Origin of the sequence: Shewanella morhuae (genome assembly GCF_900156405.1) — a bacterium.
In the GTDB taxonomy this organism is placed as follows: Bacteria; Pseudomonadota; Gammaproteobacteria; order Enterobacterales; family Shewanellaceae; genus Shewanella; species Shewanella morhuae.
The window spans coordinates 120,629-146,101 of sequence record NZ_FTNN01000010.1 but is presented as its reverse complement, the minus strand read 5'-3'; the positions used below and the strand labels follow the sequence as shown (position 1 = coordinate 146,101).

Annotated in this window: 24 protein-coding genes; 15 read left to right on the top strand and 9 right to left on the bottom strand. The window is 43.6% G+C overall.

Features of this window, described 5'->3' with window-relative positions:
- Positions 1-75: 75 nt before the first annotated feature.
- Positions 76-768: a proteobacterial dedicated sortase system response regulator gene (pdsR, locus tag BW947_RS13015; protein ID WP_076500247.1), complete on the bottom strand. Its 693-nt coding sequence runs from the start codon at positions 766-768 to the stop codon at positions 76-78.
- Positions 769-1,023: 255 nt separating this feature from the next.
- Here pdsR and pdsO point away from each other — a divergent pair, with 255 nt between their 5' ends.
- From pdsO to BW947_RS13000, 3 genes are all read left to right on the top strand, one after another.
- Positions 1,024-1,854, top strand: coding sequence for a sortase-associated OmpA-like protein PdsO (gene pdsO / locus BW947_RS13010; protein WP_076500246.1), 831 nt, complete (start codon positions 1,024-1,026; stop codon positions 1,852-1,854).
- Positions 1,855-1,942: 88 nt separating this feature from the next.
- A complete protein-coding gene (locus tag BW947_RS13005) occupies positions 1,943-4,243 on the top strand; it encodes a marine proteobacterial sortase target protein (RefSeq protein ID WP_076500245.1) in 2,301 nt (766 codons plus the stop codon).
- A 10-nt stretch (positions 4,244-4,253) separates the two neighbouring features.
- A complete protein-coding gene (locus tag BW947_RS13000; RefSeq protein WP_076500244.1) occupies positions 4,254-4,955 on the top strand; it encodes a class GN sortase in 702 nt (233 codons plus the stop codon).
- Between the two features lie 58 nt (positions 4,956-5,013).
- On the opposite strand, the gene BW947_RS12995 is transcribed toward BW947_RS13000, so the two are convergent.
- The gene (locus BW947_RS12995) at positions 5,014-6,039 is read right to left on the bottom strand and encodes a GGDEF domain-containing protein (protein WP_076500243.1); all 1,026 of its coding nucleotides are present in this window, start codon (positions 6,037-6,039) and stop codon (positions 5,014-5,016) included.
- A gap of 191 nt (positions 6,040-6,230) precedes the next feature.
- Between BW947_RS12995 and BW947_RS12990 the strand changes: the two genes are divergently transcribed.
- Positions 6,231-7,853 (top strand): M28 family metallopeptidase, encoded by a 1,623-nt coding sequence (locus tag BW947_RS12990; protein WP_076500242.1) that lies wholly within the window; start codon positions 6,231-6,233, stop codon positions 7,851-7,853.
- A gap of 94 nt (positions 7,854-7,947) precedes the next feature.
- On the opposite strand, the gene BW947_RS12985 is transcribed toward BW947_RS12990, so the two are convergent.
- The 3 genes from BW947_RS12985 to BW947_RS12975 form a co-directional block, all read right to left on the bottom strand.
- The gene (locus BW947_RS12985) at positions 7,948-8,811 is read right to left on the bottom strand and encodes a hypothetical protein (RefSeq protein ID WP_076500241.1); all 864 of its coding nucleotides are present in this window, start codon (positions 8,809-8,811) and stop codon (positions 7,948-7,950) included.
- Positions 8,812-9,240: 429 nt separating this feature from the next.
- Positions 9,241-10,236 carry an ATP-grasp domain-containing protein gene (locus BW947_RS12980; RefSeq protein ID WP_076500239.1) on the bottom strand — a complete coding sequence of 332 codons (996 nt, stop codon included), beginning with the start codon at positions 10,234-10,236 and terminating at the stop codon, positions 9,241-9,243.
- 20 nt (positions 10,237-10,256) lie between these two features.
- Positions 10,257-10,706 carry a MaoP family protein gene (locus BW947_RS12975; RefSeq protein WP_076500238.1) on the bottom strand — a complete coding sequence of 150 codons (450 nt, stop codon included), beginning with the start codon at positions 10,704-10,706 and terminating at the stop codon, positions 10,257-10,259.
- 108 nt (positions 10,707-10,814) lie between these two features.
- Here BW947_RS12975 and hdfR point away from each other — a divergent pair, with 108 nt between their 5' ends.
- Positions 10,815-11,684 (top strand): HTH-type transcriptional regulator HdfR, encoded by an 870-nt coding sequence (gene hdfR / locus BW947_RS12970; RefSeq protein WP_076500236.1) that lies wholly within the window; start codon positions 10,815-10,817, stop codon positions 11,682-11,684.
- A gap of 21 nt (positions 11,685-11,705) precedes the next feature.
- On the opposite strand, the gene BW947_RS12965 is transcribed toward hdfR, so the two are convergent.
- A complete protein-coding gene (locus BW947_RS12965; RefSeq protein WP_076500235.1) occupies positions 11,706-12,077 on the bottom strand; it encodes a diacylglycerol kinase in 372 nt (123 codons plus the stop codon).
- A gap of 279 nt (positions 12,078-12,356) precedes the next feature.
- On the opposite strand from BW947_RS12965, the gene BW947_RS12960 reads away from it, so the two are divergent.
- Together BW947_RS12960 and BW947_RS12955 are read left to right on the top strand one after the other, a co-directional pair.
- Entirely contained in the window at positions 12,357-13,274 is a 918-nt protein-coding gene (locus BW947_RS12960) for a DNA ligase (RefSeq protein WP_076500233.1), read from the top strand.
- A 150-nt stretch (positions 13,275-13,424) separates the two neighbouring features.
- Complete coding sequence (locus BW947_RS12955; RefSeq protein WP_076500232.1) at positions 13,425-13,907, top strand: low molecular weight protein-tyrosine-phosphatase; 483 nt, start codon at positions 13,425-13,427, stop codon at positions 13,905-13,907.
- A gap of 91 nt (positions 13,908-13,998) precedes the next feature.
- On the opposite strand, the gene ylqF is transcribed toward BW947_RS12955, so the two are convergent.
- Positions 13,999-14,937 carry a ribosome biogenesis GTPase YlqF gene (ylqF, locus tag BW947_RS12950; RefSeq protein WP_076500230.1) on the bottom strand — a complete coding sequence of 313 codons (939 nt, stop codon included), beginning with the start codon at positions 14,935-14,937 and terminating at the stop codon, positions 13,999-14,001.
- 148 nt (positions 14,938-15,085) lie between these two features.
- Positions 15,086-15,925, bottom strand: coding sequence for an isopenicillin N synthase family dioxygenase (locus tag BW947_RS12945; protein ID WP_076500228.1), 840 nt, complete (start codon positions 15,923-15,925; stop codon positions 15,086-15,088).
- Positions 15,926-16,287: 362 nt separating this feature from the next.
- Here BW947_RS12945 and BW947_RS12940 point away from each other — a divergent pair, with 362 nt between their 5' ends.
- Complete coding sequence (locus tag BW947_RS12940; RefSeq protein ID WP_076500226.1) at positions 16,288-17,193, top strand: bifunctional methionine sulfoxide reductase B/A protein; 906 nt, start codon at positions 16,288-16,290, stop codon at positions 17,191-17,193.
- Between the two features lie 84 nt (positions 17,194-17,277).
- Here BW947_RS12940 and hemB read toward each other — a convergent pair whose 3' ends face one another.
- Positions 17,278-18,261, bottom strand: a complete 984-nt coding sequence (gene hemB, locus BW947_RS12935) for a porphobilinogen synthase (protein ID WP_076500224.1) — start codon at positions 18,259-18,261, stop codon at positions 17,278-17,280.
- A 338-nt stretch (positions 18,262-18,599) separates the two neighbouring features.
- Between hemB and tsaB the strand changes: the two genes are divergently transcribed.
- From tsaB to rnd, 7 genes are all read left to right on the top strand, one after another.
- The gene (tsaB, locus tag BW947_RS12930) at positions 18,600-19,313 is read left to right on the top strand and encodes a tRNA (adenosine(37)-N6)-threonylcarbamoyltransferase complex dimerization subunit type 1 TsaB (RefSeq protein ID WP_076500222.1); all 714 of its coding nucleotides are present in this window, start codon (positions 18,600-18,602) and stop codon (positions 19,311-19,313) included.
- A 102-nt stretch (positions 19,314-19,415) separates the two neighbouring features.
- The gene (locus tag BW947_RS12925) at positions 19,416-19,721 is read left to right on the top strand and encodes a hypothetical protein (protein ID WP_076500220.1); all 306 of its coding nucleotides are present in this window, start codon (positions 19,416-19,418) and stop codon (positions 19,719-19,721) included.
- Entirely contained in the window at positions 19,714-20,439 is a 726-nt protein-coding gene (locus tag BW947_RS12920; RefSeq protein WP_076500218.1) for a M50 family metallopeptidase, read from the top strand. Before BW947_RS12925 ends, BW947_RS12920 begins: the two co-directional genes overlap by 8 nt.
- Positions 20,440-20,650: 211 nt before the next feature.
- The gene (locus tag BW947_RS12915) at positions 20,651-21,463 is read left to right on the top strand and encodes a class I SAM-dependent methyltransferase (protein WP_076500216.1); all 813 of its coding nucleotides are present in this window, start codon (positions 20,651-20,653) and stop codon (positions 21,461-21,463) included.
- Positions 21,464-21,484: 21 nt separating this feature from the next.
- Positions 21,485-22,348, top strand: coding sequence for an alpha/beta hydrolase (locus tag BW947_RS12910; protein ID WP_076500214.1), 864 nt, complete (start codon positions 21,485-21,487; stop codon positions 22,346-22,348).
- A gap of 204 nt (positions 22,349-22,552) precedes the next feature.
- The gene (fadD, locus tag BW947_RS12905) at positions 22,553-24,226 is read left to right on the top strand and encodes a long-chain-fatty-acid--CoA ligase FadD (RefSeq protein ID WP_076500212.1); all 1,674 of its coding nucleotides are present in this window, start codon (positions 22,553-22,555) and stop codon (positions 24,224-24,226) included.
- A 70-nt stretch (positions 24,227-24,296) separates the two neighbouring features.
- Complete coding sequence (gene rnd / locus BW947_RS12900) at positions 24,297-25,406, top strand: ribonuclease D (protein ID WP_076500210.1); 1,110 nt, start codon at positions 24,297-24,299, stop codon at positions 25,404-25,406.
- Positions 25,407-25,473: the final 67 nt, after the last annotated feature.

Below are 25,473 nucleotides of genomic sequence, written 5' to 3'. Positions count from 1 at the left end.
TAGTCTGTCTATTTTTACCCATTATATCAATGGTCTAAATAGTCTGTTGCTGCGCTTAGGTTAGGATAAATGAGTCTAGGCTAAACTATCCCAGCGATAACCCATGCCATAGACAGTATCAATACAGTCAAACTCTGGCGCATTAGCGATAAATTTTTTGCGAATACGTTTCACATGGGAGGTGATCGTGCTGTCATCAACAAAGATTTTAGCTTCTTGCATTAATTCATGTCGGCTGCGTACATGGCCAGGATGTTTAGCTAACGCATGCACCATCCAAAATTCGGTGACGGTAAGTTCAATCGGTAACTGGTTCCAATAGACTTGCATGCGGTTGGCATCAATTGTCAGTGGCCCTCGCTCAAGCAGATATTCCTGCGGTGTTTGGCTTGCGGCGAGCTCAGAGCGGCGAAATAAAGCGGCTAAACGCGCTGTCAAATGCGGAAAACTGACTTCTTTACTTAAGTAATCATCGGCGCCTAAACGCAGACCACACACAGTATCAAAGTCACTGTCGCGGGCAGTCAAAAAGATGATGGGCAGCGTGCTAGACATCGCACGCAGCGACTGACATAGCATAAAACCGCCGTCAATTTCATTACCTAAACCAATATCAATAATGGCTAAATCTGGTAAACGGGTGTTAAAGGCTAACATGGCCGAGGGTCTGTCGGCATAGGTTTGCACGCTATAACCGTGTTGTTGCAGCACGTCCTTGTAATTCTCACGAATGGCCGCTTCATCTTCCACTATAGCGATACGCTTCATAGAGCCATATTCCTATTGCCTTTGGGACTTAAGTTTTCGTGACTATACAGGATTTTACCCGAGAAAAAAGACCACAAATACAATTGCCATTTTGTTGCCACAATTGATAGTTGCATTGCCATTTTCTATCCCTGCTCATGCCATTCCATTTGTGTTTAATAGCCTTATTAGCTTTGCACCTGTTTGACCTGATGCGGTTTTGAATTTGAGATTTCAGGGATGAGTGCAGCATCGAGAATAATCAGAAAGGAATGGATGATGAAAAAAACGCTAATTAATCTATTGGTGTTAAGTCTATTAAGTGCGCCCGTAGCCAGTGTTTTTGCGCGGGTTTCATTAAAAAACCAAGCGCTTGGACAAGATCAAACCTTAGAGCACGCTGCCAATGTTAACGATATGGCCACAGACAATGAATACAGCCATGAAGATGACGAAGTTGAAACCTTAATCGGCTTAGGTGGTGGGGCATTGGTCGGTGTATTGGTTGGTGGTCCTGTTGGCGCAATTATTGGCGCTCTAACCGGTACCTTGATTGGTAAATCCGTTGGCGACACTGACACGTTGCAAGTTCAGCAACGACAACTCCACCTGCAACAATCTGAGTTATCTTTGCTGAGTGCAAAGCAGCAAAAAACTGAAAAACAGGCGAGCGAATATGCCATGGCGCAGCAAGAGCTTGATCAATTGTTGTCAGCACAGCGTCAATTACTCAGCGAATTAGCATTAGGACTTAACGTGCAGTTTCGTACGGGCTCCTCTGAGGTCGAAGCACACTTTTTACCTCAATTAGACGATGTGGCCGAGGTGATGAATTTATCACCAGAGCTTAACTTAGAGCTTAAGGGCTATGCCGACCGCCGAGGGGATGTTAGCTACAACCAAGCACTTTCTGAGCAGCGTTTACTGGAAGTACGTAGTTACCTTATTCAGCAAGGCGTTGCTGCACCGCGCATGACCACCCAAGCCTTTGGCGCATTATCGCCATTGCAAGCCCTGCAAGATAAAGAATCGGATGTATTTGATCGCCGCGTAACCTTAACACTGCAACCACACATAACCATGATGGCACAGCGCACAGCTGAGTAGCGGCCTCGTAACGTCATCTATTTTATAGCGTTTATATTAAATGCAACCAACGTCAGTTTATATTATTTAATAGAAGGAAGCCTTTGTGATGGTCACAGGGAAAAGGGTAAAAGAAGTCAGTGAAACCATAGCGATACTGCTGATTAGTGCTGCTGTGTGTTGGTGTTTGCCCTTTGTGGCATTAGCTTCACCTAATAGCACTGGCACACTGCCAGAGCCACAAAATATAGCTTCGACTCAGATAAATATTATAGAGCCGCAAGCCATTAATTTTGATGATATTACCCAAGGCATGTTGCTTTACCGTCAACAGAGTGGTGCTTGGGTGCCATCCTTGCCACTTGATACCCAAGTGGTCATGCAAGTCTCTGGATTAAGTAACCGCGTCAGCGTGAAACAAGTTTTTCGTAACAACACTGAGTTTGTGTTGAATGGACAATATTTGTTTCCGTTACCCAATGAGGCTGCTGTGGATTCGCTGCGATTACACATAGGCCAACGAGTGATTGAAGGACAAATTCACCCGAAGGCCGAGGCTAAGCAGATTTTTGAGCAGGCAAAAGCGGAGGGAAAACGTGCCAGTTTAGTCAGCCAAGAGCGGCCGAATATGTTCACCACTGAAGTGGCAAATCTAGCACCTCAAGAGGAACTGATAGTAGAAATTAGTTACCAAGAGACCATTAAATATGAAGATGGTGTGTTTAGTTTACGTTTTCCGCTGGTGGTCGCGCCTCGTTATATTCCGGGCTTAACCTCTGGCGTAAGTGGTAGCGATTCAAGTGATCCTATAGCACAGGGAAGCCAATCGAGCCGAGTGACTAGCTCACAGGTATTTGATGCCGACCGGATTATTGCGCCAGTGCGAGATGCAGCAAGTGGGCGCGATCCTGTACTTAATGCGAATATCCAAGTGCTGCTGGCAAAGGGTGTCGATGAAGCGTCGATTGAGAGTCTTTATCATGACATCAACCTTAATCAAGCCAATAGCGGCGCCGTTGATGTGTCACTGGCTCAAAGTGTGCCCACAAACCGTGACTTTGTATTGCAGTGGCGTGTAAAGCAAGGCACAAGCCCTATTGCTTGGGTATTTAATCAACAAGGTAAAACTTATCAATCTAATAGCGATACCGTCTCTCAAAATACGTTTGACACAAGCAAAGATAAGAAGGCAAGTGACGATAACTACAGCTTAGTGATGGTACTACCGCCTAAGGTTGAAAAAAGTAACCAGCCGAGTTTGCCCCGTGAACTAATTCTAGTGATTGATACGTCGGGCTCGATGGCGGGAGATTCTATCGTTCAAGCTAAAAATGCACTGTTGTACGCGTTAAAGGGACTTAAACCAGAAGACTATTTCAACATTATCGAATTTAACTCAGAATTATCTCAGCTGTCTGCAACGCCATTAGCTGCGACCTCGGCTAATTTGTCCCGCGCTCGTGAGTTTGTGAACCGTTTACAAGCTGATGGTGGCACTGAGATGGCGTTGGCACTGGATGCTGCATTACCCAAGTCGATGGCTAATGAAGCGACAAAATCATCGCAGCCTCTACGCCAAGTGATTTTTATGACAGATGGCTCGGTGGGTAATGAACAAGCCTTGTTTGACTTAATCCGCTACCAAATAGGTGAGAGCCGTTTGTTTACTGTTGGCATAGGTTCAGCGCCCAATTCACATTTTATGCAAAGAGCAGCTGAGCTCGGTCGTGGCACTTTTACTTATATTGGTAAAGTTGATGAGGTCGATGAGAAAATCAGCACTTTGCTGAGCAAAATTCAATATCCCGTGTTAACTGATATTCAAGTACGGTATGACGATGGCAGTGTTCCCGATTATTGGCCGTCACCGATTGCTGATTTATATCGAGGTGAGCCTGTGCTCGTTAGCCTTAAACGCGGTGCCCGTGAGCCGCAGGAGTTGGTGATTTCAGGACGTCAAGGTCACAAAAATTGGCAACAGTCATTATCATTGCAGGATAACGCCGCGGACCTTATTACCCATCAAAGTAAGGGGTTAGATTTGTTCTGGGCCCGTAAACAAATCGCCGCATTAGAGCTCAGTAAAAATGGCGCCAATGATGACAAGGTCAAACAGCAAGTTACGGCTCTATCGATGAACTATCACTTAGTCAGCGCCTACACCAGTTTAGTGGCAGTTGATTTAACGCCAATCGATTCAACTGCGACCAGCCGTGATGCTGTGGTGCGTCAACACTTACCTCTAGGCTGGCAGCCATTTGGCGTATTACCGCAAACCGCCACTTCAAGTCGTTTGGATATGCTGCTTGGTGCGTTTACCTTGCTACTAGCCTTAATGCTGGCAAGGTCGATTCAGCGGCAAAGACAAGAAGATAAGGCCGCCTTAATGACATTGGTTTGTGAACAATGAGTTACGAGCGATGAGCAAAGTGAGAACGCAGCGATTTTTAGTGGTGGGATTATGTTTAATTGGCGCAACATTATTAGGAAAGGGATTCTATATGCAGGCTAAAGCACACTTTGCCCAGTATTTGATTGAACAGGCATGGACTAAAACATTAGCGGATGGCAAATCCCATAAGCCTTGGTCATGGGCGGATACTTACCCAGTTGCAAAATTGTCTATTTACCGCCAGCCCGCGGCGAATACGGTTAGTGAGGCTGAGCTTGATGACAGTTTATATGTCCTGGCGGGGGCTTCTGGACGAAATTTGGCTTTTGGCCCAAGTATGATGTTATCCAGTGCGCCAGCGGGACAAATAGGTAACACTGTGATTGCCGGCCACAGGGACACTCATTTTGCAATACTCAATGGTATGGCGGTAGGTCGCCGTTTATCACTACAAACGCTCAAGGGAAATAACATTATTTATGAAGTAGTTGCTACTCAAGTCGTGCATGAAACGGCAACCCAATTTATGGCACCGTCCGATGATAATCGTTTAACCTTGATTACCTGTTATCCCTTCGAGGCGCTTCAAGGTGGCGCTGAATTGCGGTTTGTGGTGCAAGCCATACCGGTCGATGATGAGCTACTGCAAACGGGTCGTAAAGGTATACCCGCTGCAATAGAGAGTGAGTCGCAAGGAAATGTTGTCAGTGTGTCCCGCTTTACACATTAATATAAAGATAATGTAAGCCTTAGCCTAAGTTTGAATCCAATTTAGGCTAAGGTAGCAATCAACTACTAATTGGTAATACTCGATTTCGGCCTAAACGCTTGGCGTCATAAAGCAATTTATCCGCCGCTTCAATCAACTGCATACCCGTTTGTTTATCTTGCCATTGTGCAACGCCAAATGAAGCACTGATATTATTGATACGTTCATCTTTGCGTCTGTCTTTCAAACTAAGTTTTTCAAGACCACGGCGCATGCCTTCGGCTAGTTGCCTAGCGACACGTAACTGACTTTTAGGCACAATAATCGCAAATTCTTCACCGCCAAAACGATACAGTTTCACGCCATCACGACAAGATTCCTGCAAACGTTTAGCCACAGCTCGCAATACTTGATCGCCAAGCTGGTGGCCATAGGTGTCGTTAAATAGTTTGAAATGGTCAATATCGACTAAAATCACGCAGGTGCCTAATGGGGCTTGCGCCAACATACCGCTAAAATCGATGTCAAAAGCGCGGCGATTAAAACAGCCTGTTAGGGCATCGTAGAGTACATCTTTTTCTGTTTGTTCGAGTTTTTTCTTTAAGGCATCGATTTCGGTTTGAGCTTTTTGCAATTGGCCCGTAAAAAACTCTGTGCTAGAACGAATATTGTCAGACTCTTTCACTAAGCTGCGTACTAAATCAAGTACCTGTTCGACACTATAGCCTTCATCTTCAATACGATTGAGTTTTTCAAAATTACTATCAATACGCGACTGAAAGTCATTAGCATCCAAATTAGTGTCTTTGAGTGATTGGGATAACTCAGTCACCATAGCATCTAAACTCTGGCGCATTCCTCTTACATCGAGCTCGACCGGATCGGCAACATATTGGCGATATAATAGTTCACTACTAACGGGAGGGCAGGTGTTGTACTGGGAAATCACTGTATCGAGTTGTCGATTTAACTCAGGGTTTTGCTCTCCAACATAAGTGTACCAAAGTGCATAGTTAACCGGTGTAGTCGGAATTTTATGTTTGAGCATCAAAGGCACTGCTTTTTTGAGATTGAGTGCCGCAATTTGTAATAACTCTAACGACATATTGTTACCTTACTCAATGAAAATGCACGGATATTAAAAATTTTTTACTATTTACGTCGCCTCAGCGATAAAAATATCGGTACGTAAAAGGTGTTATTATTGTTTTTACCTAGCAGCAGTGATTCTGTTTACGCATGGCTGCCATCATAAATAGAAGATGATATGGTAAAGTTTATCCTTAAAATCAAATAATGATAATAACTTGGGAGAAAGTTGTGAAAAATATCATCTTAGCCACCAGTCTGATGGCCACGGTCTCATTTCCTGCCTTTGCTGAAACAACATTTATGCAAAGCCTCGATCTCGCGCAATACCGAACCGATGTTAAAACGCTAGCGAGCGATGCCTTTGGTGGACGCGCGCCCTTATCTGAAGGTGAGACATTAACTTTAGACTATTTAGTAAAAGCATTTAAAGATATGGGTCTAAAGCCCGGATTTGGCGACAGTTACTTACAAGCGGTTCCTTTAGCGCAAATTAGCGCAGATCAACATATGCAGCTTGATATCGGTGGTCTTAAGTTTGCCAATGGCAGTGAATTTACTGCCAGAACCCAAAGAGTCTCCGAAAAAGTCAGCTTAAATAATAGCGACGTAGTGTTTGTTGGCTACGGTATTAATGCGCCGGAATATGGCTGGAATGATTACCAAGGGGTAGATGTAAAAGGCAAAACCGTTATTGTACTCGTCAATGATCCTGGCTTTGCTACTCAAGAACCCGCAGTGTTTAAAGGTAATGCCATGACCTATTACGGCCGCTGGACTTATAAGTATGAAGAAGCCGCGCGTCAAGGCGCAGAGGCTGTGTTTATTGTGCACGAAACAGCTCCGGCAGCCTATGGTTGGGGCGTGGTGCAAAACTCTAATACGGGGACTAAGTTTACATTGGTTGATGCCAATAATAACCAAGGACAAGTTGGTATTATGGGCTGGGTTCAGCACGAAACTGTGCAAAAAATCTTTGCTAAAGCAGGGTTAGATTTTGATCTTTTAAAACAGCAAGCAGCAAAACCAGCCTTTAAGGCAATACCGCTTAAGCTCACCGCACAACTTACATTAAATAATCAAATTGAACGCGCACAGTCCCATAACGTTGCTGCATTATTACCAGGTAAAACTCGCCCTGATGAGGTTGTCATGATGCACGCCCACTGGGATCATCTTGGCACTGTGATTGAAAACGGAAAACCTGAGGTTTTAAATGGTGCGGTCGATAATGCCAGCGGTGTGGCTGGTGTTCTAGCATTGGCTCGATACTTTAAGCAGCAATCGAGTTCTGCGCCATTAGAACGTTCTATTCTTTTTAGTGCTTTCACGGCAGAGGAAACCGGTCTGATTGGCGCGCAGCATTTTGCTCAGCATCCTAGTGTGCCAACAAAAAATATTGTCGCCTTTTTAAATATCGATGGCATGAATATGAATCAAGGCGTGAATTACATCTTGGGTTATGGGGAGGGAGTGTCTGAGTTAGAACAATACTTAGATAAAGCCGCTAAGGCGCAAGACCGCTCGGTAAAAGCCGATCCAAGACCGCAGAATGGTTTGATGTTCAGATCCGATCACTTTGCGCTAGCCCAGCAAGGTGTCCCAGGACTGTTATTCATGAGTCTTGGGGATACCGATCCCGATTATATCACCCATAAATACCACCAAGCCGCGGATGACTATGATCCTAGTTGGTCATTGGCAGGCGTGAGGCAAGATCTTGATTTAATCGCCAGTATGCTTACCACGTTAGCTAATGGCACTGATTGGCCTCACTGGCTTGAGTCATCAGACTTTAAAGCCAAACGTGAACTAGATGGCCGTAAATAGTTGAAACGCGTTTAAGTAAAATGGCGTCGAGTAGACGCCATTTTGTTGTGCCGTTTTAGATATTTAATAATACACAAAGAAGAATACTTATTAATTAAAAGGTATAGCTAACTGAAAGCATAGGGCCAGTAAAGCTGTAATAGATATTATAGTTCGCAATTTGTGTGTTTTTAGTGGGTGAATTTTGGGCGATATCAACGTCAACTTCGTAGTAATTATAGGCCACATTCATACGCCAATTCGGAGTAATTTGTGCATCAACACCGAGCTTAATATCAACGAGATTACCTTTTACATCATTGAGTTTTACATAAAAATATTGTGCATGGCCGGTAAATTGCCAACCGGGGATAAACTCATAGTGGCCATATATACCAACATCTGGCAGAGGTGCGGTGACACTTTCGTCAACAATGCGCGGAATAGCTTGGCTACCACAGACATTATTCACTAATTCTGAAGAGGAACAAACTCCGATTACCCCTTCAAATCCCATTTTGATAAACATGGTATGCAGTCCAAACGACAAACCTACGTCATAGTTACTACTTTGAAACATATCATAGCCATAACCTAATCGCAGCACATCAATATTTAAAGTCGAATTCAGTCTGCCACCGGCTTTAATATCATAAATATTATCATTAATTTCGATCAGAAAGGGCTTAGATAATGCTTGGGTTTCGGCGTTTCTATGGAGTTTCTTCCAGTCTAGGTAGATATTGTGACGTTCGTTAAAGTGGTAATTTAGCTCGATGAAAGGTAAAAACTCGTTTTCGGCTAACTGTAGGTCAGACTCATAGTCCAAGGTAAAATTATTACCTGAAATAGGGTTTGTAACTTCCATATTTGTATCTGATTGCGAATAGAAACCACCGAACTCAATAGTAAAATCATCGGCTTGCACTTGAGTGCTCACGAGTGACGCTATGATTAGGGGTAACAAGCGGATCGACATATTAAGTAGTGACTCCAGCATTATTTTTATTATGTTTAATGATTAGATTTTGCTGTTGTTAAATATTCGATAAAAAATCGACTTTGGCAGTCTAACAGCAAATATAAAAATGTGAATAAAATGTTTTTAACACGCTGTTTTTTTGTGATCAAAAATGGTTTATGTATAACTTTTATGCGGCTGTGTGAAATTTGAGCGATAAATCACATTCATTTTCGATTGAAGCTTAAAGATGAGCAACATATTCGCGGTAAATTATCGAAGTTATTATTGCTAGGGGTAGCGGAACAATTTGAGTGATACTAATGAAGATGAAAGATAAGGTAAATAAATGCAGGGGAGTCATTAGCTTTAGAATATCTAGCGGCAGATACCGCTAGATATTATGCTTATTTAAATATTTTCTTCGGTCTTAAAGGTCGATAGAGGCTAGCTCGATGCCAGCGTTGCCATATTATTAGTTTCAATATTAGCTGATGTACCGTCTGCCACTATTTTAGGGCTACTTGGCTCGTCTTTATTAAACATGCCTAAGCGGATACGAATAAAGTGTAAAATTTGCGCCGCTATATCCACATTTAAACAAGACTCCAAACCTTCAAATCCTGGAGATGAATTCGCTTCACAGATTTTATAATGGCCGTTATCGAATAATAAATCGATACCCGCAACATCAAGATCGAGAATATTGGCTGTTTGGGTGGCTAACCATTCAATTTCAGGTGTGATCTGAAATGGGCGCGCTGAGCCACCCGCACTCACGTTAGCTTTAAAGCTATCTTCCTGACCGCGCCTTTCATAGCAACCCGCAACACGACCCCCAATCGTAAATACCCGTAGATCGCGGCCATGACTATTAGCAATAAACTCTTGCAAAATAATGTTAGCGTTTTTGTTGGTCGCTTCAATTAATTGCATTAAATCATCGAATTCTCGTGCCTTATGGGATAAAAATACGCCGCTGCCCTGTGAGCCTGAAAGTGTTTTAATCACCACAGGAAAACCTAGGTGACGTTCCACCAGATTAATATCGACAGGGAATTTAACCAGCATGGTTTTAGGCGTTGGCAAATTTTTCTCGGCCAACAACTGCTGGGAGAATAGCTTGTCTTTAACAATTTCAATGGCTTTAGAAGGGTTAAGGCAATACACGCCTAATCGCTCTAAGTGGCGAATAATGGCTAAAGCAAAGTAAGTCGTACCTGAGCCCATTCGCGGAATAATAAAATCAGGCAGCTCGACGGCTTGCCCATTCAATAAAATACTCTTGTTATCTTCTCTGGTGACAGTTAAATCAAATTCATCTGGTGCGTAAACTGTCAACTCGATGTTGTCAGCTTTGGCTGCCGCCAGTAAACGATCAATTTCATACCATTCAGGTTTTAGCTGAGTCGCAGTTTCTTTATATAAAATCCAACCACGCATTTAGTAGCAAACCTTAATTATCATTCTTTATCCTCAGGTTCAGGTTCATCCTGAACATCATCTTCAATATCAAATACAGCATCGGCTTCGAGTTCTATTTCGGGCTTGGTTGCAGGCAAATGCACTGTACCAACCACGGCATAAAAGGGCTTCCCCATGGCGAGCCTGCGATACTTTACCCAGATCTGTTCTAACAAGCTACTGGGCGCGATATTTCCTTTGGCGACTTCGACAAATTGGGCTTCTTCAGCGGTACAAGGTAAGGTTTTACCTTCGGCTAAATTCTTCATCGCATGCCCATACAATTCAAGAAGTTCAGCTTCTTTATTGGTGAAATCACCGCTGCGTTTAAAGCCTTTGGGGAAATTAGCATCATCGTAAAAACGTTTTTGAGAGTTAAAACTTACAGTAGCTGAGCCGTTAAACGTCTCAGAACCCTTGTTAGCGCTTAGAAAAGTCTGTTCAGACATGGCAGTTACCTTCTGGTTTTTGATACACAAAGATTTGCAACTGGAGTATTGGCTAGTATTATTGATTTATAAATCAAAAAAATTTGTCTATGTTGGTCAAGAATTTTTATGGATACTGATTTACTAAAAACCTTTCTTGAAGTCTCCCGTACTCGCCATTTTGGTAAAGCGGCAGAAAACCTTTATTTGACTCGCAGTGCGGTGAGTTTTCGGGTTAAGCAACTTGAAAGTATCTTGGGTGTCGCGTTATTCGAGCGTCAACGCAATAATATTCAACCTACGCCAGCGGGCGAGCGTATGCTCGGCCACGCTGAGGCGGTACTGACGGCGTGGGAGCGGGCTAAACAAGATGTTTCCTTAAGTCAGTTACAATCGACTCAGCTTGCTATTGGCGCAGGGCCGAATATTTGGGACGCCTATCTGCAGGGTTATTTACAAGGATTGCATGTGGGGTTGCCTGGCGTTGCACTGCGCACAGAAGTCTTACCGACCAATGCGATGACGCGCCAATTAATGGATCGTACTCTTGATATCGCGATTTCATTTGATCCCCCAAAACTAGAACAATTTGAATTACAGCAACTGGGACAAATTAATCTGCTGTTAGTGTCGAGTATTAACGATCAAAGCGTCGATGCCGTTGTGGCGGGACAGTATGTGAAAGTAGATTGGGGAACGGCGTTTAATATTGTCCATGCGCAGGAGTATGCTTCATTGCCGGTGCCTACACTCCACACCAGTTCGGCGAGTATTGCTTTAGATTTTATTTTAAATAATGGCGGCTGTGCATTTTTGCCTGAGCATCTAGTACAGCATGCTTTGCGCCGCGGTGAATTACATCTTGTTAATGGCGCAAATGCGATTTCACGTAATGTGTATGTGGCTTATTGGGCGGAAAACGATCGCTTAGCTCAAATAAAACAAGCCATCGGCTTTTTAAAGGACGATGGCTCAGTGTTTGCTCATGCGACTATCTAAACATCGGTCTAAACGTCGGTGTTAGAGCACCAGAGGCGTCAATACGACCAGCCAAGTTAACCCGCACAGCGCAAGACTCATAAAAACGGCTGCCGATGCTATGTCTTTGGCTTGGCCGCTGAGTGGGTGGATTTCGCTACCAACCCTATCAACCACGGCTTCAATCGCCGAGTTGAGCAATTCTACAATCAATACGATAAATAACGTTAGAATCAGCATTAGGCGTTCAATCGTACTGATATTGACCCACAGCGCCACAGGTAACATCACGATTGCTAAGATTAATTCCTGTCTAAAGGCGGCTTCGTGTATCCAAGCCGATTTTAAGCCCTTCATTGAAAAGCCTGTAGCTCTGACAATGCGTTTAATGCCGTGATTGTTGGCTGGTTTCATCATGTTTCCAATTAACATTAGCGCCAAAGCGCTGAGACTTTGCTGGTTCAAATAAGAGCAATCAAGCAAAAAATACCCGTTTGTAACATTTGACCAAGTTAATAAATTGCGCCGCAGTATAGCCTGAGTTCATAAGCGTATAAACACTTAACTGAGCAAATTGATGGTTAACATTCTTTGTTAACTTAGTGGGTTAGTGATTTTTGTGGTTATTTTGATGCAATTTTAGTTGTTCGATCTAAGCTTGATGTTGGAGCAATACTAGAAGCGAGCAAAGGAATGACTCACATGAAAAAGTTACAATATTTAACATATTACTCATCGCTTAGGTGGTATGTCTTTACTCTGCTATTTAGCTTGTTTCAGTGTTTGCCTGCTTTTTCGGCTGTACAAGTGTCGCCGCCAATACAACTGGCAACCGTGTTTGATGGTGATAAAGTACAGCAAGACATTAATATTAAAGATTTTTTGATCAGTGAAAAACTCGACGGAGTTCGAGGTTACTGGAACGGTAAGGCATTATTCACTCGACAAGGTTATGTTATTGCTGCGCCTACTTGGTTTACTGCGAATTTTCCGGATTATCCTTTAGACGGTGAATTATGGCTCGGTCGAGGTCAGTTTGAAGCCATGTCGAGTTTAATCCGGCAAAGTGTTGCTAATGAGGAAGATTGGCGCAAGGTACGGTTTATGATATTTGATGTACCAAAGGCGGGTGGTGACTTCAATAGTCGTTATCAATTTGCGCAGGCCAAACTGAGCGGTAAATCGAATTACCTTGAAGTCATAAAGCAGTTCCAATTAGCAAGTCTTGAGGCTTTGTATCAAAAACTGGATACCCTTGTGGCTAAAGGTGCTGAAGGATTAATGCTCCATCGCAGTTCTGCAATGTATATGATTGGCCGTAACCCTAATTTGATGAAGTTAAAACCTTATTATGATGCTGAAGCTATAGTCATTGCCCACATTCCGGGTAAAGGCCAATTTGCAGGGCAGATGGGCGCATTGCGAGTACAAACACCAGATGGGCGAGTTTTTAGTATTGGCACTGGTTTTAGTCTTGCACAGCGTCAACATCCCCCCGAATTGGGCGTGACTATTACCTATAAATATCTAGGCCTTACAGTGAACGGCTTGCCCCGTTTCGCGAGTTTTTTACGAATACGCAGTGATGTGACTACAAATAACATTCAATAGTCGAGCATAGATTGACTCGCGACTATTTATCAAAATTATGCTTATGAAGTCAGTTTTATGTTGTCTTAGATTGATAATCTAGGCTCAAACGACATCCCATCACTTTATGATGGCTGTAAAAGCGCTTTGACGATAGAGGTATACAAGATAATGAAGCAAGCAAGAGTGCAACGCATATTAATGGTGTGTATGGGCAATATCTGTCGCTCACCTACTGCAGAAGCAGTGTGCCGCGCTAAGATTGCGCAGCGCAGGCTGAATATTGAGGTGGATTCTGCTGGTATTATGGGCTATCACCAAGGCGATAAACCCGATAGTCGTGCTATTGCCGCGGGTAAAATGCGTGGTTTTAGTTTTGAAGGAATGCGGGCTCGGCAGATTGTAGATGCTGATTTTGAGCATTTTGATTTAATTCTTGCGGCGGATAAGGCCAATTTAGCGGATCTGCGGTATCGTTGCCCGCTCGAGTATCAGCATAAATTACAGCTAATGCTTGCTTACGGTAATACGCAAGTCAGTGAGGTGCCGGACCCTTACTACGGTGGTGCAGAAGGTTTTGAATTAGTGCTAGATTTATTAGAGCAGAGCATGGATACCTTGCTTAATAATCTTGTATCAAGCACACCAAAATAACGGTGAGTTAACGCTTATATATTGCTAAATATCTCGTAATAAAAAAGCCAGCACATTGAACATACTGGCTTACTGCTCAACTGCTCATTGATTAATCGTGGCGTTTGCCTGAACGTTTAAGCCGCTCATTAGCCAGTTTAGCCTCTTTCTCTGCTTCTTTTATGGCCAAAACACGGGCGACTTCAATCTTCTCAATCTCGGCCATCGCAGGCGTTTCTAATGAGAGTAAACCGATTTTTCCTGAGCGGTATTCATGCAGTAATAATTCAGATGCTTTGTGCATATCAATACGACCACCGGGACGCAGGGCGCCACGTTTACGGCCAATCGCTTCAAGTAAAGCCACATCATCTTTGGGTAATTCGCTGAGGTTGTAACGCTCACAAATCTCTTTGGGATAGGCGGTTAAGAAATACTTCGCGGCGAACAGGGCCACATCTTCATATTCCATCGCCGTATCTTTGATGGCACCCGTGACGGCGAGACGATAACTACTGGCTTCGTTATCTACTTTGGGCCACAAAATACCTGGGGTGTCCGATAGCACGATACCGTTACGCAAATTGATGCGTTGTTGGGTTTTGGTCACTGCGGGTTCGTTACCGGTTTTAGCGATGACACGGCCAGCCAAGGTGTTGATGATGGTGGATTTACCTACGTTGGGAATGCCCATTATCATAGTGCGAATATCTTTTTCAGTTTTATCGCGACTTGGCACTAACTTGCGGCAGATATCAGGGATTTTTTTCACCATAGCCGCTTGCAGTGTAGTGATTGCGGTTGCCTTAACGCCTTGCTCACGCTCTAAGTATTCAATCCATTGCGCGGTGATCTCAGGATCAGCCAGATCAGATTTATTCAGCAGTTTAATACAAGGTTTGTCGCCTCTAAGCTGAGTCACCATGGGGTTTTCGCTACTGTAGGGGATACGCGCGTCCAGCACTTCGATAACAAGATCGACCTGAGGCATTGCCTCTTCAATCTCTTTGCGTGCTTTGTGCATATGCCCTGGATACCACTGAATTGCCATGATAACGCCTTGTCCTAAATAACTTAAAGAGCGGCTATTCTACCTTGAAGGTGACAAATATCATAAAAAAAGCGCCCGAGGGCGCTTCAATTGCTTAATCCTTGACTGTCTCTGGGATTAATTCAGGTTTTATAGCCGTTTTTAAGGCTTAGATAACCCCGAGTTCGCGCAGTCTTTCCATCAGATAACTGTCGGCGGTATAACGCTCTGACAGCACAACGGCAGGATTGGGATGCAAGAATAATGGTAGTGAAATCCGTGCTTTGGTTTTATCTGCGCCCTCTGGGTTAATTACGCGGTGTGAAGTTGATGGGAAATAACCGCCAGAGGCTTCTTGTAGCATGTCGCCGATATTGATAATAATGCTGCCAAAATCACTGGGAACATCTAACCAAGTACCATCTTTAGCTTTCACTTGTAGCCCTGGCTCATTGGCTGCAGGTAGTACAGTGATAAGGTTTATATCCTCATGAGCCGCGGCGCGAATGGCGCCCATTTCTTCACTGCCCGTCATCGGTGGGTAGTGCAGAATGCGTAATAAGGTTTTTTGGCTATTGGCAATCATCTCAGGCAATGGTATTGAAAACTTAGCTTTTACATCGTCTGGTGAGTAGGTTTCAATCCACTCTAATAATTCAGCGGCCAGCGCGTTGGCTTTTTGGTAATAGGCAAGAATATTGGCGCGCAGCGAATCGGGAATTCGGCCCCAAGGATACACGTGGTAATACTCTTTAATATCTTTGATTGTGTTGCCTTTGGCAGTTTCAGAAATTGATGCAGGAAAGAAACCGTCGTGGGTTTCTTTTTTAAACATATAGTCGTGTTTAGCGTCTGAATTAAAGAAGGCTTGCCACTCGGTATAGATATCTTCAACTAAGCGTTTATCAATCGGATGATTCGATAAAACACCAAAGCCTGTTTCCCTTAGTGATTCAACAAATTGTTGAGCACTATTTTCAGCGCGGTAATCAATGGTTTCTAATTTCATTTAAATTTCTACTTATTATATATAGTTATAATTTGACCCGCAGCAAGTGTAGCCGTGCGCTGGAGTAGGTGCAAATACTCAGCGCGGGTGAGTGGTAGCAACTGCTGTATTTTTCATCGCTTATACAATCGACGACATCAAGACTTATATTAGGCCTTGCTTGAACGGCAAGATTTTAGCCGCTAAACCCGTTAGTATGGTGCATTGAATTTATTGCCATTGGCGCGCTTAACATAAGCGTTTTGAAGGCAACTGCAATAAATCTTGCTTGGAGTAGGTCTTATTTTTAACTTCCTAATGAATTTGCTCCTTAATCAAAGAGTATCGAAATAGACAACGACGTGAGTTGAAAGGGCACTAATATGAATAAACTGACCGATTTTGAACACTATGTTATCGAAGAGAAAGGCACTGAGCGCCCCTTTAGTGGTGAGTATTATGATCATGATGCTAAGGGTTTGTATTTATGCAAAAAATGCCATGCGCCTCTGTATCGTTCCGAGCATAAATTTAATGCCCATTGTGGCTGGCCAGCTTTTGATGATGAGATAGCCGGCGCAGTGACTCGTAATATCGACGCCGACGGGCGCAGAACCGAAATTGTCTGCAGCCAATGCGGTGGTCACTTAGGCCATGTATTTGAAGGTGAGATGTTAACACCTAACAATATTCGTCATTGTGTTAACTCCGTTTCTATGGTATTCAAAGGGATGGATGATGCTGTTGAGCAAGCATCAAATAGCTTTGCAACTTTTGGTGCGGGTTGTTTCTGGTGCGTTGAAGCGATTTTTAACAATTTGAAAGGCGTAGTAAATGTCACCTCAGGTTATGCTGGCGGTGAAGCCCATGATGCCGATTATAAATCCGTTTGCTCGGGCCAAACTGGCCATGCAGAGGTTGTGCATATCGAGTTCAACCCAGAGGAAATTGATTTTACAACCTTGTTGCAGGTCTTTTTTGAGAGCCACGATCCGACCACACTTAACCGCCAAGGTAATGATAAAGGTCCACAATATCGTTCTGTGGTGTTTACCCACAATGCTGAGCAGATAGATCAAATCACTGCAATGCTGGCTAAATTGGAGGCGGCAAAAGTGTTTGATGCGCCAATAGTGACCCAAGTGTCAGCATTTGATACTTTTTATCCTGCTGAAAATTATCATAACGATTACTTTGCCTTACACGGCGAGCAGCCTTATTGCCAAATGGTCGTGCGGCCTAAGGTCGAGAAAATTAAAGCGTTATTTGCGGAATTACAAAAGGCGTAAGCTATTTAGCGCATAAAATGTTAAATAAAAAATGCCACTGCTAAAGTGGCATTTTTTTATGCGCTTTATTAATCAGAAACGTAATTAACGGCTTTCAGCTAACCACTGGGCATATTGTTTAGTGTAATAGCTAACAATTAGATCCGCCCCAGCACGCTTTAAACCAATAAAGGTTTCAGTGACCACTGCGCGCTCATCTAAAGCACCAGCAAGGGCGGCAAACTTAATACCTGCATATTCACCGCCGACTTGATAGGCAGCGAGTGGCAGATGAGTTTCTTGTCTTAAGCGGCTAAGTACATCCAAATAAGGTGTACCAGGTTTAACCATCAGGATATCGGCGCCTTCGGCTTCATCTAATGATGCTTCTAACAGGGCTTGGCGGCCGTTGGCATAATCAAGCTGGTATCCCTTGCGATTACCGCTGAGTTCACAATCTACTGCGGCTCTAAAAGGGCCATAGAAGGAAGAGGCGAATTTTGCCGAGTGGGCTAGAATCGCCACATGCTCAAACCCTGCGGCATCGAGACCTTGGCGAATCGCCTTAACTTGGCCGTCCATCATAGCTGATGGCGCTAGCATATCGGCGCCTGCTGTAGCGGCGGTGATTGATTGTTTGACTAAATTCTCAACAGTGAGATCGTTACAGACTTCATTATTGTGTACCACGCCACAATGACCGTGATCAGTGTATTCACAAAAACAAATATCGGGGATCACCATCATCTCTGGTACGGCAGCTTTAATGGTACGCACCATGCGGGCGAGTAGACCATCGTCGTTCCACGTGTCACTGCCTTTATCATCTTTAGTATGGGATATACCAAAGGGCATTACATAGCGGATCCCAAGTGCATATAGTTCGCGAACTTCTTCTGCCAGTGCACTTTCAGGTAAACGGCTAATGCCAGGAAGCGTTGAAATGGGCACTGCGTGGGTGATGTGCTCTTCAATAAATAGGGGATGAATAAGATCGCTCAGTGAAATATGTGTTTCGCGCAGCAGATCGCGCATGGCTTCTGAGCTACGTAAGCGTCTTAGACGACGTAATGGAGGAGTGTTTAACATGGGTTTTCCTTATCGAAGGCGGGTTAATGCAATCGTACAATGGCAAGGGATGGCTTCAATTTATACTTGTCTGCTCTGACAATCAAAGAGAAAAATGTTTCCTAAAAGAATGATAATGGGGAACGGGTTTATTGATCATTGACTTAGATCACACTTATTACTCTCGTGCTCGCTTGCAGCTGCATGTTATCCGAGCGTTATTTTAATGGAGTTGCGTGTATAGGCCTTTGTTTTCGGGGATTTGATGTTATTATTTGCGTCAGTTTCCTCATGGCATATTCGCAAAATACAACAACAGTTAATTTGATGCGATATTTTGCCCGCTATCCGGTTTTGAAATGACAATAACACACGAACACCCAGCTTGTATTTTGGCCCTAGATACTTGTACTGAATCTTGCTCCGCGGCACTGCAATATCAAGGTCAGATTTATGCTGAACTTGCCGACGCCCCACGTGAACACAGCCAGCGCTTGTTACCTATGGTCGATTCAGTGCTTAAACAAGCAGGTATTAGCGTAGATAAAGTGGCTGCAATTGCCTACGGTCGAGGCCCCGGCAGCTTTACGGGCATCCGTATTTGTACCAGCATGACTCAAGGTTTGGCACTGGGTTTAGATATACCTGTCATTGGTATTTCAACCTTAGCCGCAATGGCACAAATGGCGATACGTGAACATCAAGCTGAGCAAGTGTTATGTACTATTGATGCACGCATGGGCGAAGTTTATTGGGGGCAGTTTGTGGCCATCAACGGTATTGCCACTTTAATCGGTAAAGAAATGGTTAGCGCGCCCGCTGACGTGCAACTTCAGCTCGATACTCAAGCGCCAATTGTGGGTTGTGGCACAGGTTTTGACGCTTACCCAGAATTACTCACCCTCGGTGAAGGTATTTTAGTGCTTAATTCCGTGAAATATCCCGATGCACGCGCTATGCTGATACTGGCTGAAATAGGCATAAAAGCTGGTTTGGCAACCACTGTAGATGCGCTTGAACCGGTATATTTACGTGATACCGTCACCTGGAAAAAATTACCGGGTCGTGAATAAGCAGTTATTGGGCTTAGTTTTGACTCAATCGCCGCGATAAGATCTCAGCTAACAGATGCTAATGTTATTAACGATGCATGGTATAAAACTTAAGGCTTCTTGATGCAGATTAATGTGAATCAAACGAGTTTGACGAACGCGGTAGCGAGTAATAGACCCGCTATTGCTCAGGGGCTAACGGCGCCTGAATCGTTACGCCCAGTGATTGAGCAAGATGCCGTCGAAGCCGCCAGTTTAGATAAGCCTAAAAACGCTGCGGGAAATTTACAATCAAGACTTGGTGCACATCTTGAGTATGAACAAGATACCCGCGGTCACCAAGGGGCAATAGCCCAGTATTTACAAACCCAACATGCCGCCAAACGCGATGAAATTCAGCAAATGGTGGGTGTGGATTTATATGCTTGATGATCAAAAAACGCCTCATCGTTCTGCCTCACTATTCTCCTCTTCTAAATTAACCGCTACTGCCGCCAGCGGTGTTCCTAGCCGTGGCCTGTTTATGATCGAACTGGTTTTTGCCTTATTGATCACCCGTATTCCCTATTTAAGCGTGCCGTTCAAATGGCTTGAAAGTTATTTTCATGAATTATCCCACGGCATTGCGACTATTTTAAGTTCGGGCATTGTCAGCCATATACAGCTGTTTCCTAATGGTGCTGGCTTTTGCTTTAGCCAAGGGGGTTCGCCGCTATTGATTGGTTTTGCGGGGTATTTCGGCGCAGCTTGCTGGGGATATTTAATCTACTTACTCGCGACTTGGCCAAAGGGGATCCGTGTGAGCTTTGCCTTACTGGGCGCTTTAGTGGTGCTAAGCGGCTTACTTTGGGGTAGAGATCTTCTCACATTAGCGATTTTAGCCGTGTTGACCATCATTTTGTTATTACCGCTAAAACTTAGCCAAAACAAAATCTTGACCCAGTTTTTACGTATTATTGGCTTGATGATCATGCTCAATGCGCTGGCAAGTCCAACGGTGTTGCTAGGACTTGGTCAAGGTGATGCGGTGATGTTAGCGGAGCGTTCTTGGATCCCCGCGTGGATTTGGGTAGGACTTTGGTTATTAACCAGTGCCTGCGCCTTGTATTTGACGTGGCGCCGTGTCGATAACGCTGCAAATCGATAACTCATAAGGTCTTTTAATACCTCAGACGTATTGTGCTTTCTTCAGGTATTTTTATGTTTTGCGGTTTGTGGGTTTAGATAAAGATTAATTGACTCATCACTTTGAGCCATAACCACCGGTGTCACTTAAACCTAGGTTTTACGACTTCTATTCCTTGGATTTTTGGCTATTGACTGCTAGCTTAGACTTTCGGTATCCATGGAGAATTATAATGAAAAAAGTTACCTTAGTTGCCAGCTTACTGATGGCTGGTTTATGTTCGAGCGTAGTCTACGCTGATGAAAGCTTAGATAAGGTTTTAAAAAGTGATTTTCGTCAGGCTAAAAATGTCAGCCGTGATGTTTATCGTCACCCCGCAGAAACCTTACACTTTTTTGGAATCACACCAACACAGACAGTGGTTGAACTTTGGCCAGGTAATGGTTGGTATAGCGAAATATTAGGACCTTATTTAGCTAAAGAAGGTCATTATATCGCGGCCAGTTTTGAAACTGCACCTGCAACAGATACTCCCGGAAATCGTTATCGCGCTAATGCAGGCACTAAATATAATGCGTGGATGACGGCGAATAAAGATACTCTCGGTAATGCCACTATGATTACGTTTGATCCGCCATATAAGATGGATTTAGGCGCCGATAGCAGTGCTGATCTGGTATTAACTTTCCGTAATCTACACAACTGGGCATCGGCTGATCAGCTAGAAGATGTGTTTGTCGCCTCGTACAAAGTACTAAAGGATGGCGGTATTTTTGGTGTAGTAGAACATCGAGCGAATGAAGGCATGAATCTCAGCACTGGTTATATGGATCAAACCAGTATGATTGATTTAGCTAAAAAAGTCGGTTTTACCTTAGTTGAAACCTCAGAAATAAATGCCAATCCAAAAGACACTAAGGATTACGCTAAAGGTGTTTGGGCTTTACCCCCATCATTTGGTTTGGGTGATACAGATAAAGACAAATATCAAGCGATTGGTGAAAGTGACCGTATGACGCTTAAATTCGTCAAAAAATCATCTTAATCGGCTGACATTAGAGGCATTATGTGGCAATCTTTCGCCCCCAAAAATCAAATCGAATTTGTATTACCTCATATTAAGCTTTCGGGGCGATTATGGGGGCCGAAGGATAAACCGTTATTACTTGCTTTGCATGGCTGGCTAGACAATGCCAACAGTTTTGAGCCTTTAGCCGCATATTTACTTGAGTACCAAATTCTCGCGATAGATTGGCCTGGACACGGTTTTTCGGCACATAGGCCGGGTCATTACCCCTTGCATTGGGTTGATTATCTGTATGATTTAGATGTGCTATTAACTGCTTTACCACAAAAGCCTATTGCGATAATCGGACATTCACTTGGGGGAATAATTGCCTCGGCTTACACTGCCACCTTTCCTGAAAAGGTCAATAAGCTGGTATTAATTGAAGCTTTGAGTCCACTGTCTGAGCCAGCAATGCAAGCTAAGGCTCGATTGAGAAAAAGCTTCTACCAACATGAGAAGTATTTAACGCAGCAGCATCTGCAAGTAAAGCGTTATGACAGCATCGACATTGCAATAAAGGCAAGGGCACACTTAACTGGGTTGGCTGAGCCTTGGTGTCGTCTGTTAGTTGAGCGCAATATGCAATCAGAAGTTGAGGGCGTGAGTTGGCGTAGCGATCCACGGTTGAGGTTTGATTCACCCCAGCGTATCACCTTTGCCCAAGTTGATGCCTTGATGCAGGATATCTTGGTGGAGACTTTGCTGGTTTGTGGAGCGCAGGGTTTTAACCAGTTACAGAGCGCAATACCTAAGGCTCGAACGTGGTTTAAGCATTTGTCTGAACATATTATTGAGGGCGATCACCACGTACACATGGGTAATGCAGCAGGCGTTGCTCGCTTGATCCAAGAGTTTGTTTAATGCGTCACTTTTTAGTCACATAAAAAGGCACTAGGTTTTTTGTTTTTTTTATGTGATGATGATCAAAATTAAAACGCTCGTATGATTTTTGACGAGTAAATCAATAACTATAAAATGTAAGCCGGTATTTTAACTCGGTATTTATCGAGTATTGACGCTTGTATGGACATCGTTTCCACAATTGTGGAGATATAGGAGAGAGTAGTGGATCAGCCTTGGATTAATCATTTGCCAAAAGATGTGCCTGCTGAAATAAATGTTGAGCAATACTCATCGCTCGTCGATATGTTTGAGACTGCGGTGGCTAAGTATGAAGATCAACCTGCATTTATCAACATGGGTGCCACGTTAACCTATCGCAAATTGGAAGAACGTAGCCGCGCATTTGCTGCATATTTACAAAATGAATTAAAACTTGAAAAGGGCGATCGTGTTGCTTTGATGATGCCAAATCTATTGCAATATCCCATTGCATTATTTGGAGTATTGCGTGCCGGTATGGTTGTCGTTAACGTTAACCCGCTTTATACCCCCCGTGAACTAAAACATCAGTTGATTGACTCAGGTGCTAAAGCCATTGTAGTAGTGTCAAACTTTGCGCGCACCTTAGAAGAAGTGGTTGATCAAACTCCAATAAAAAGTGTGATCATTACCCGTCTTGGTGATCAATTAAGTGCGCCTAAACGCACCTTAGTGAACTTTGTAGTGAAGTACATTAAAAAATTAGTGCCAAAATACGATTTACCCCATGCTTTATCGATGCGCGATACCCTATCAAGGGGTCGTCGTATGCAGTACATCAAACCTGAGGTCACTAACGACGACTTAGCTTTTTTACAATACACAGGTGGCACTACTGGGGTTTCTAAAGGCGCTATGTTGACCCATGGCAATATCGTGGCTAACGTACTGCAGGCTGATGGTGCTTATTCTCCAGCTTTAGACGATGGCAGCGAGTTTGTTGTCACGGCGTTGCCGCTGTATCACATCTTCGCGTTGACTGTGAATTGCCTCTTATTTTTGCACAAAGGCAGTCAGAACTTACTCATCACCAATCCTCGTGATATTCCAGGGTTTGTGGCCGAGTTAAAAAAATATCCTTTCACCGCATTGACTGGTGTAAATACCTTATTTAATGCGCTGGTAAATAGTGAGGATTTTGCTCAACTAGATTTCTCGGGCTTAAAACTGTCTATCGGCGGCGGTATGGCAGTACAAAAAGCGGTGGCGGATAAGTGGCAAGCTCTTACTAAAACCCGTTTACTCGAAGGTTATGGTTTGACAGAAGCGTCACCCTTATTAACGTGTTGCCCCTATAATTTAGCCGGCTACAACGGTTCTATTGGCTTTCCAGCTCCTTCAACACTCATTCAAATTCGTGATGATAATGGTAATGTGTTAGCACAAGGCGAAAAAGGCGAGCTGTTTGGTAAAGGCCCACAGGTAATGAAGGGCTATTGGCAACGTCCAGAAGAAACGGCCAAAGTGATAGACACTGATGGCTGGTTAGCCACGGGCGATATCGGCTATATGGATGAAAAGGGTTTCTTTTATATTGTTGATCGTAAAAAAGACATGATCTTAGTTTCAGGCTTTAACGTATTCCCAAATGAAGTGGAAGAAGTTGTCGCTATGCATCCAAAAGTGATCGAAGTAGCCGCAGTAGGTGTACCAAATGAAGCCAGCGGTGAGCTAGTTAAGGTATTTGTGGTGACAAAAGATAAATCTTTAACCGCAGAGGGCATCATTAAGCACTGCCGTATTCATTTAACGGGATATAAAGTGCCGAAGCTGGTAGAATTTAGGGACGAGTTACCTAAAACTAACGTGGGTAAAATCTTGCGACGAGAGCTTAGAGACGAAGTTAAGCACGCGTAAGATTGAAGCCGGCATTTGCCGGCTTTTGTTTTTATGGACTGTGATTGACCCACAGGATCTGGAGAAGAATTTGTCAGCGTTTCAATATGTGAGTGATGAAGCTAGCCTTAATGCCCTCGTTGCCCAATACCAACAAAGTAAAATACTCGTCTTAGACACCGAGTTTGTCCGTACCCGTACTTATTATGCCAAGTTAGGTTTGATTCAAGCCTATGACGGTAAAACCTTAGCATTAATTGATCCGGTTGCATTACCGGATTTATCACAGTTTTGGGCGCTGTTAGCAGATCCTAATATTATTAAGCTTGTGCATTCTTGCAGTGAAGATTTAGAAGTCTTTGCCCATTACGGTAAATGCCAGCCCACGCCATTGTTTGATAGTCAAATAGCCGCCTCGTTATGTGGAATGGGTCATGGGGTAGGTTATGCTAAATTGGTTGAAACTTGCCTTGGTGAAATCATTGATAAAGGCGAGTCACGTACCGATTGGATCCGCCGTCCGTTAACGGAAGCTCAATTAAGCTACGCCGCGAATGACGTCCTGTATTTGTATCAACTTTATCCTCAACTTGAAGCTAAACTCAGTGCAAAAGGGCGCTTAGCTTGGTTATACGAAGAAGGGGAACGAATGACTCAGGGCAGGCTTACTGATCCCGATCCTGACACCGCTTATTTGAAAGTAAAAAATGCTTTTCAGCTAACCGAAATTCAATTGGCTTATCTTAAAGTGCTGGCTAAATGGCGTCTTGAAAAAGCCTTAGTACGTGATTTAGCTTTAGGTTTTGTTGTTAAAGACCATGGGCTTATCGCCCTAGCCAAGAAGCAACCTAAAACCTTAACCGATTTGTTTAAGCTTAATGATTTAACTGAGCAGGAAAAACGCATTCACGGTAAAGACCTACTACGTGTATTACAAACTGCTGACTTGGTGAATTTACCTGAATTAATGGATGTGTTGGCGTTAAAACCAAGTTACAAATCGGCCTTTAAAGCTATTAAAAACTGCTTGGTTACGTTGTGTGAACAGCATGATGTACCGCAGGAGATGCTTGGTTCTAAACGTCATATTCATGAGTTTTTGCAATGGCGTTGGGATAAACAACAAGGGGATTTACCCGTAGTATTATGCGGTTGGCGAGGTGAATTAGCCGCGGAATCTCTAGCAAAGCTTGAAGTCTAGTAGCTTAAGTGTTTGAAATGATATTTGAAAGTAACCAAAAAAAGCATCATCTTCGACAGAAGATGAT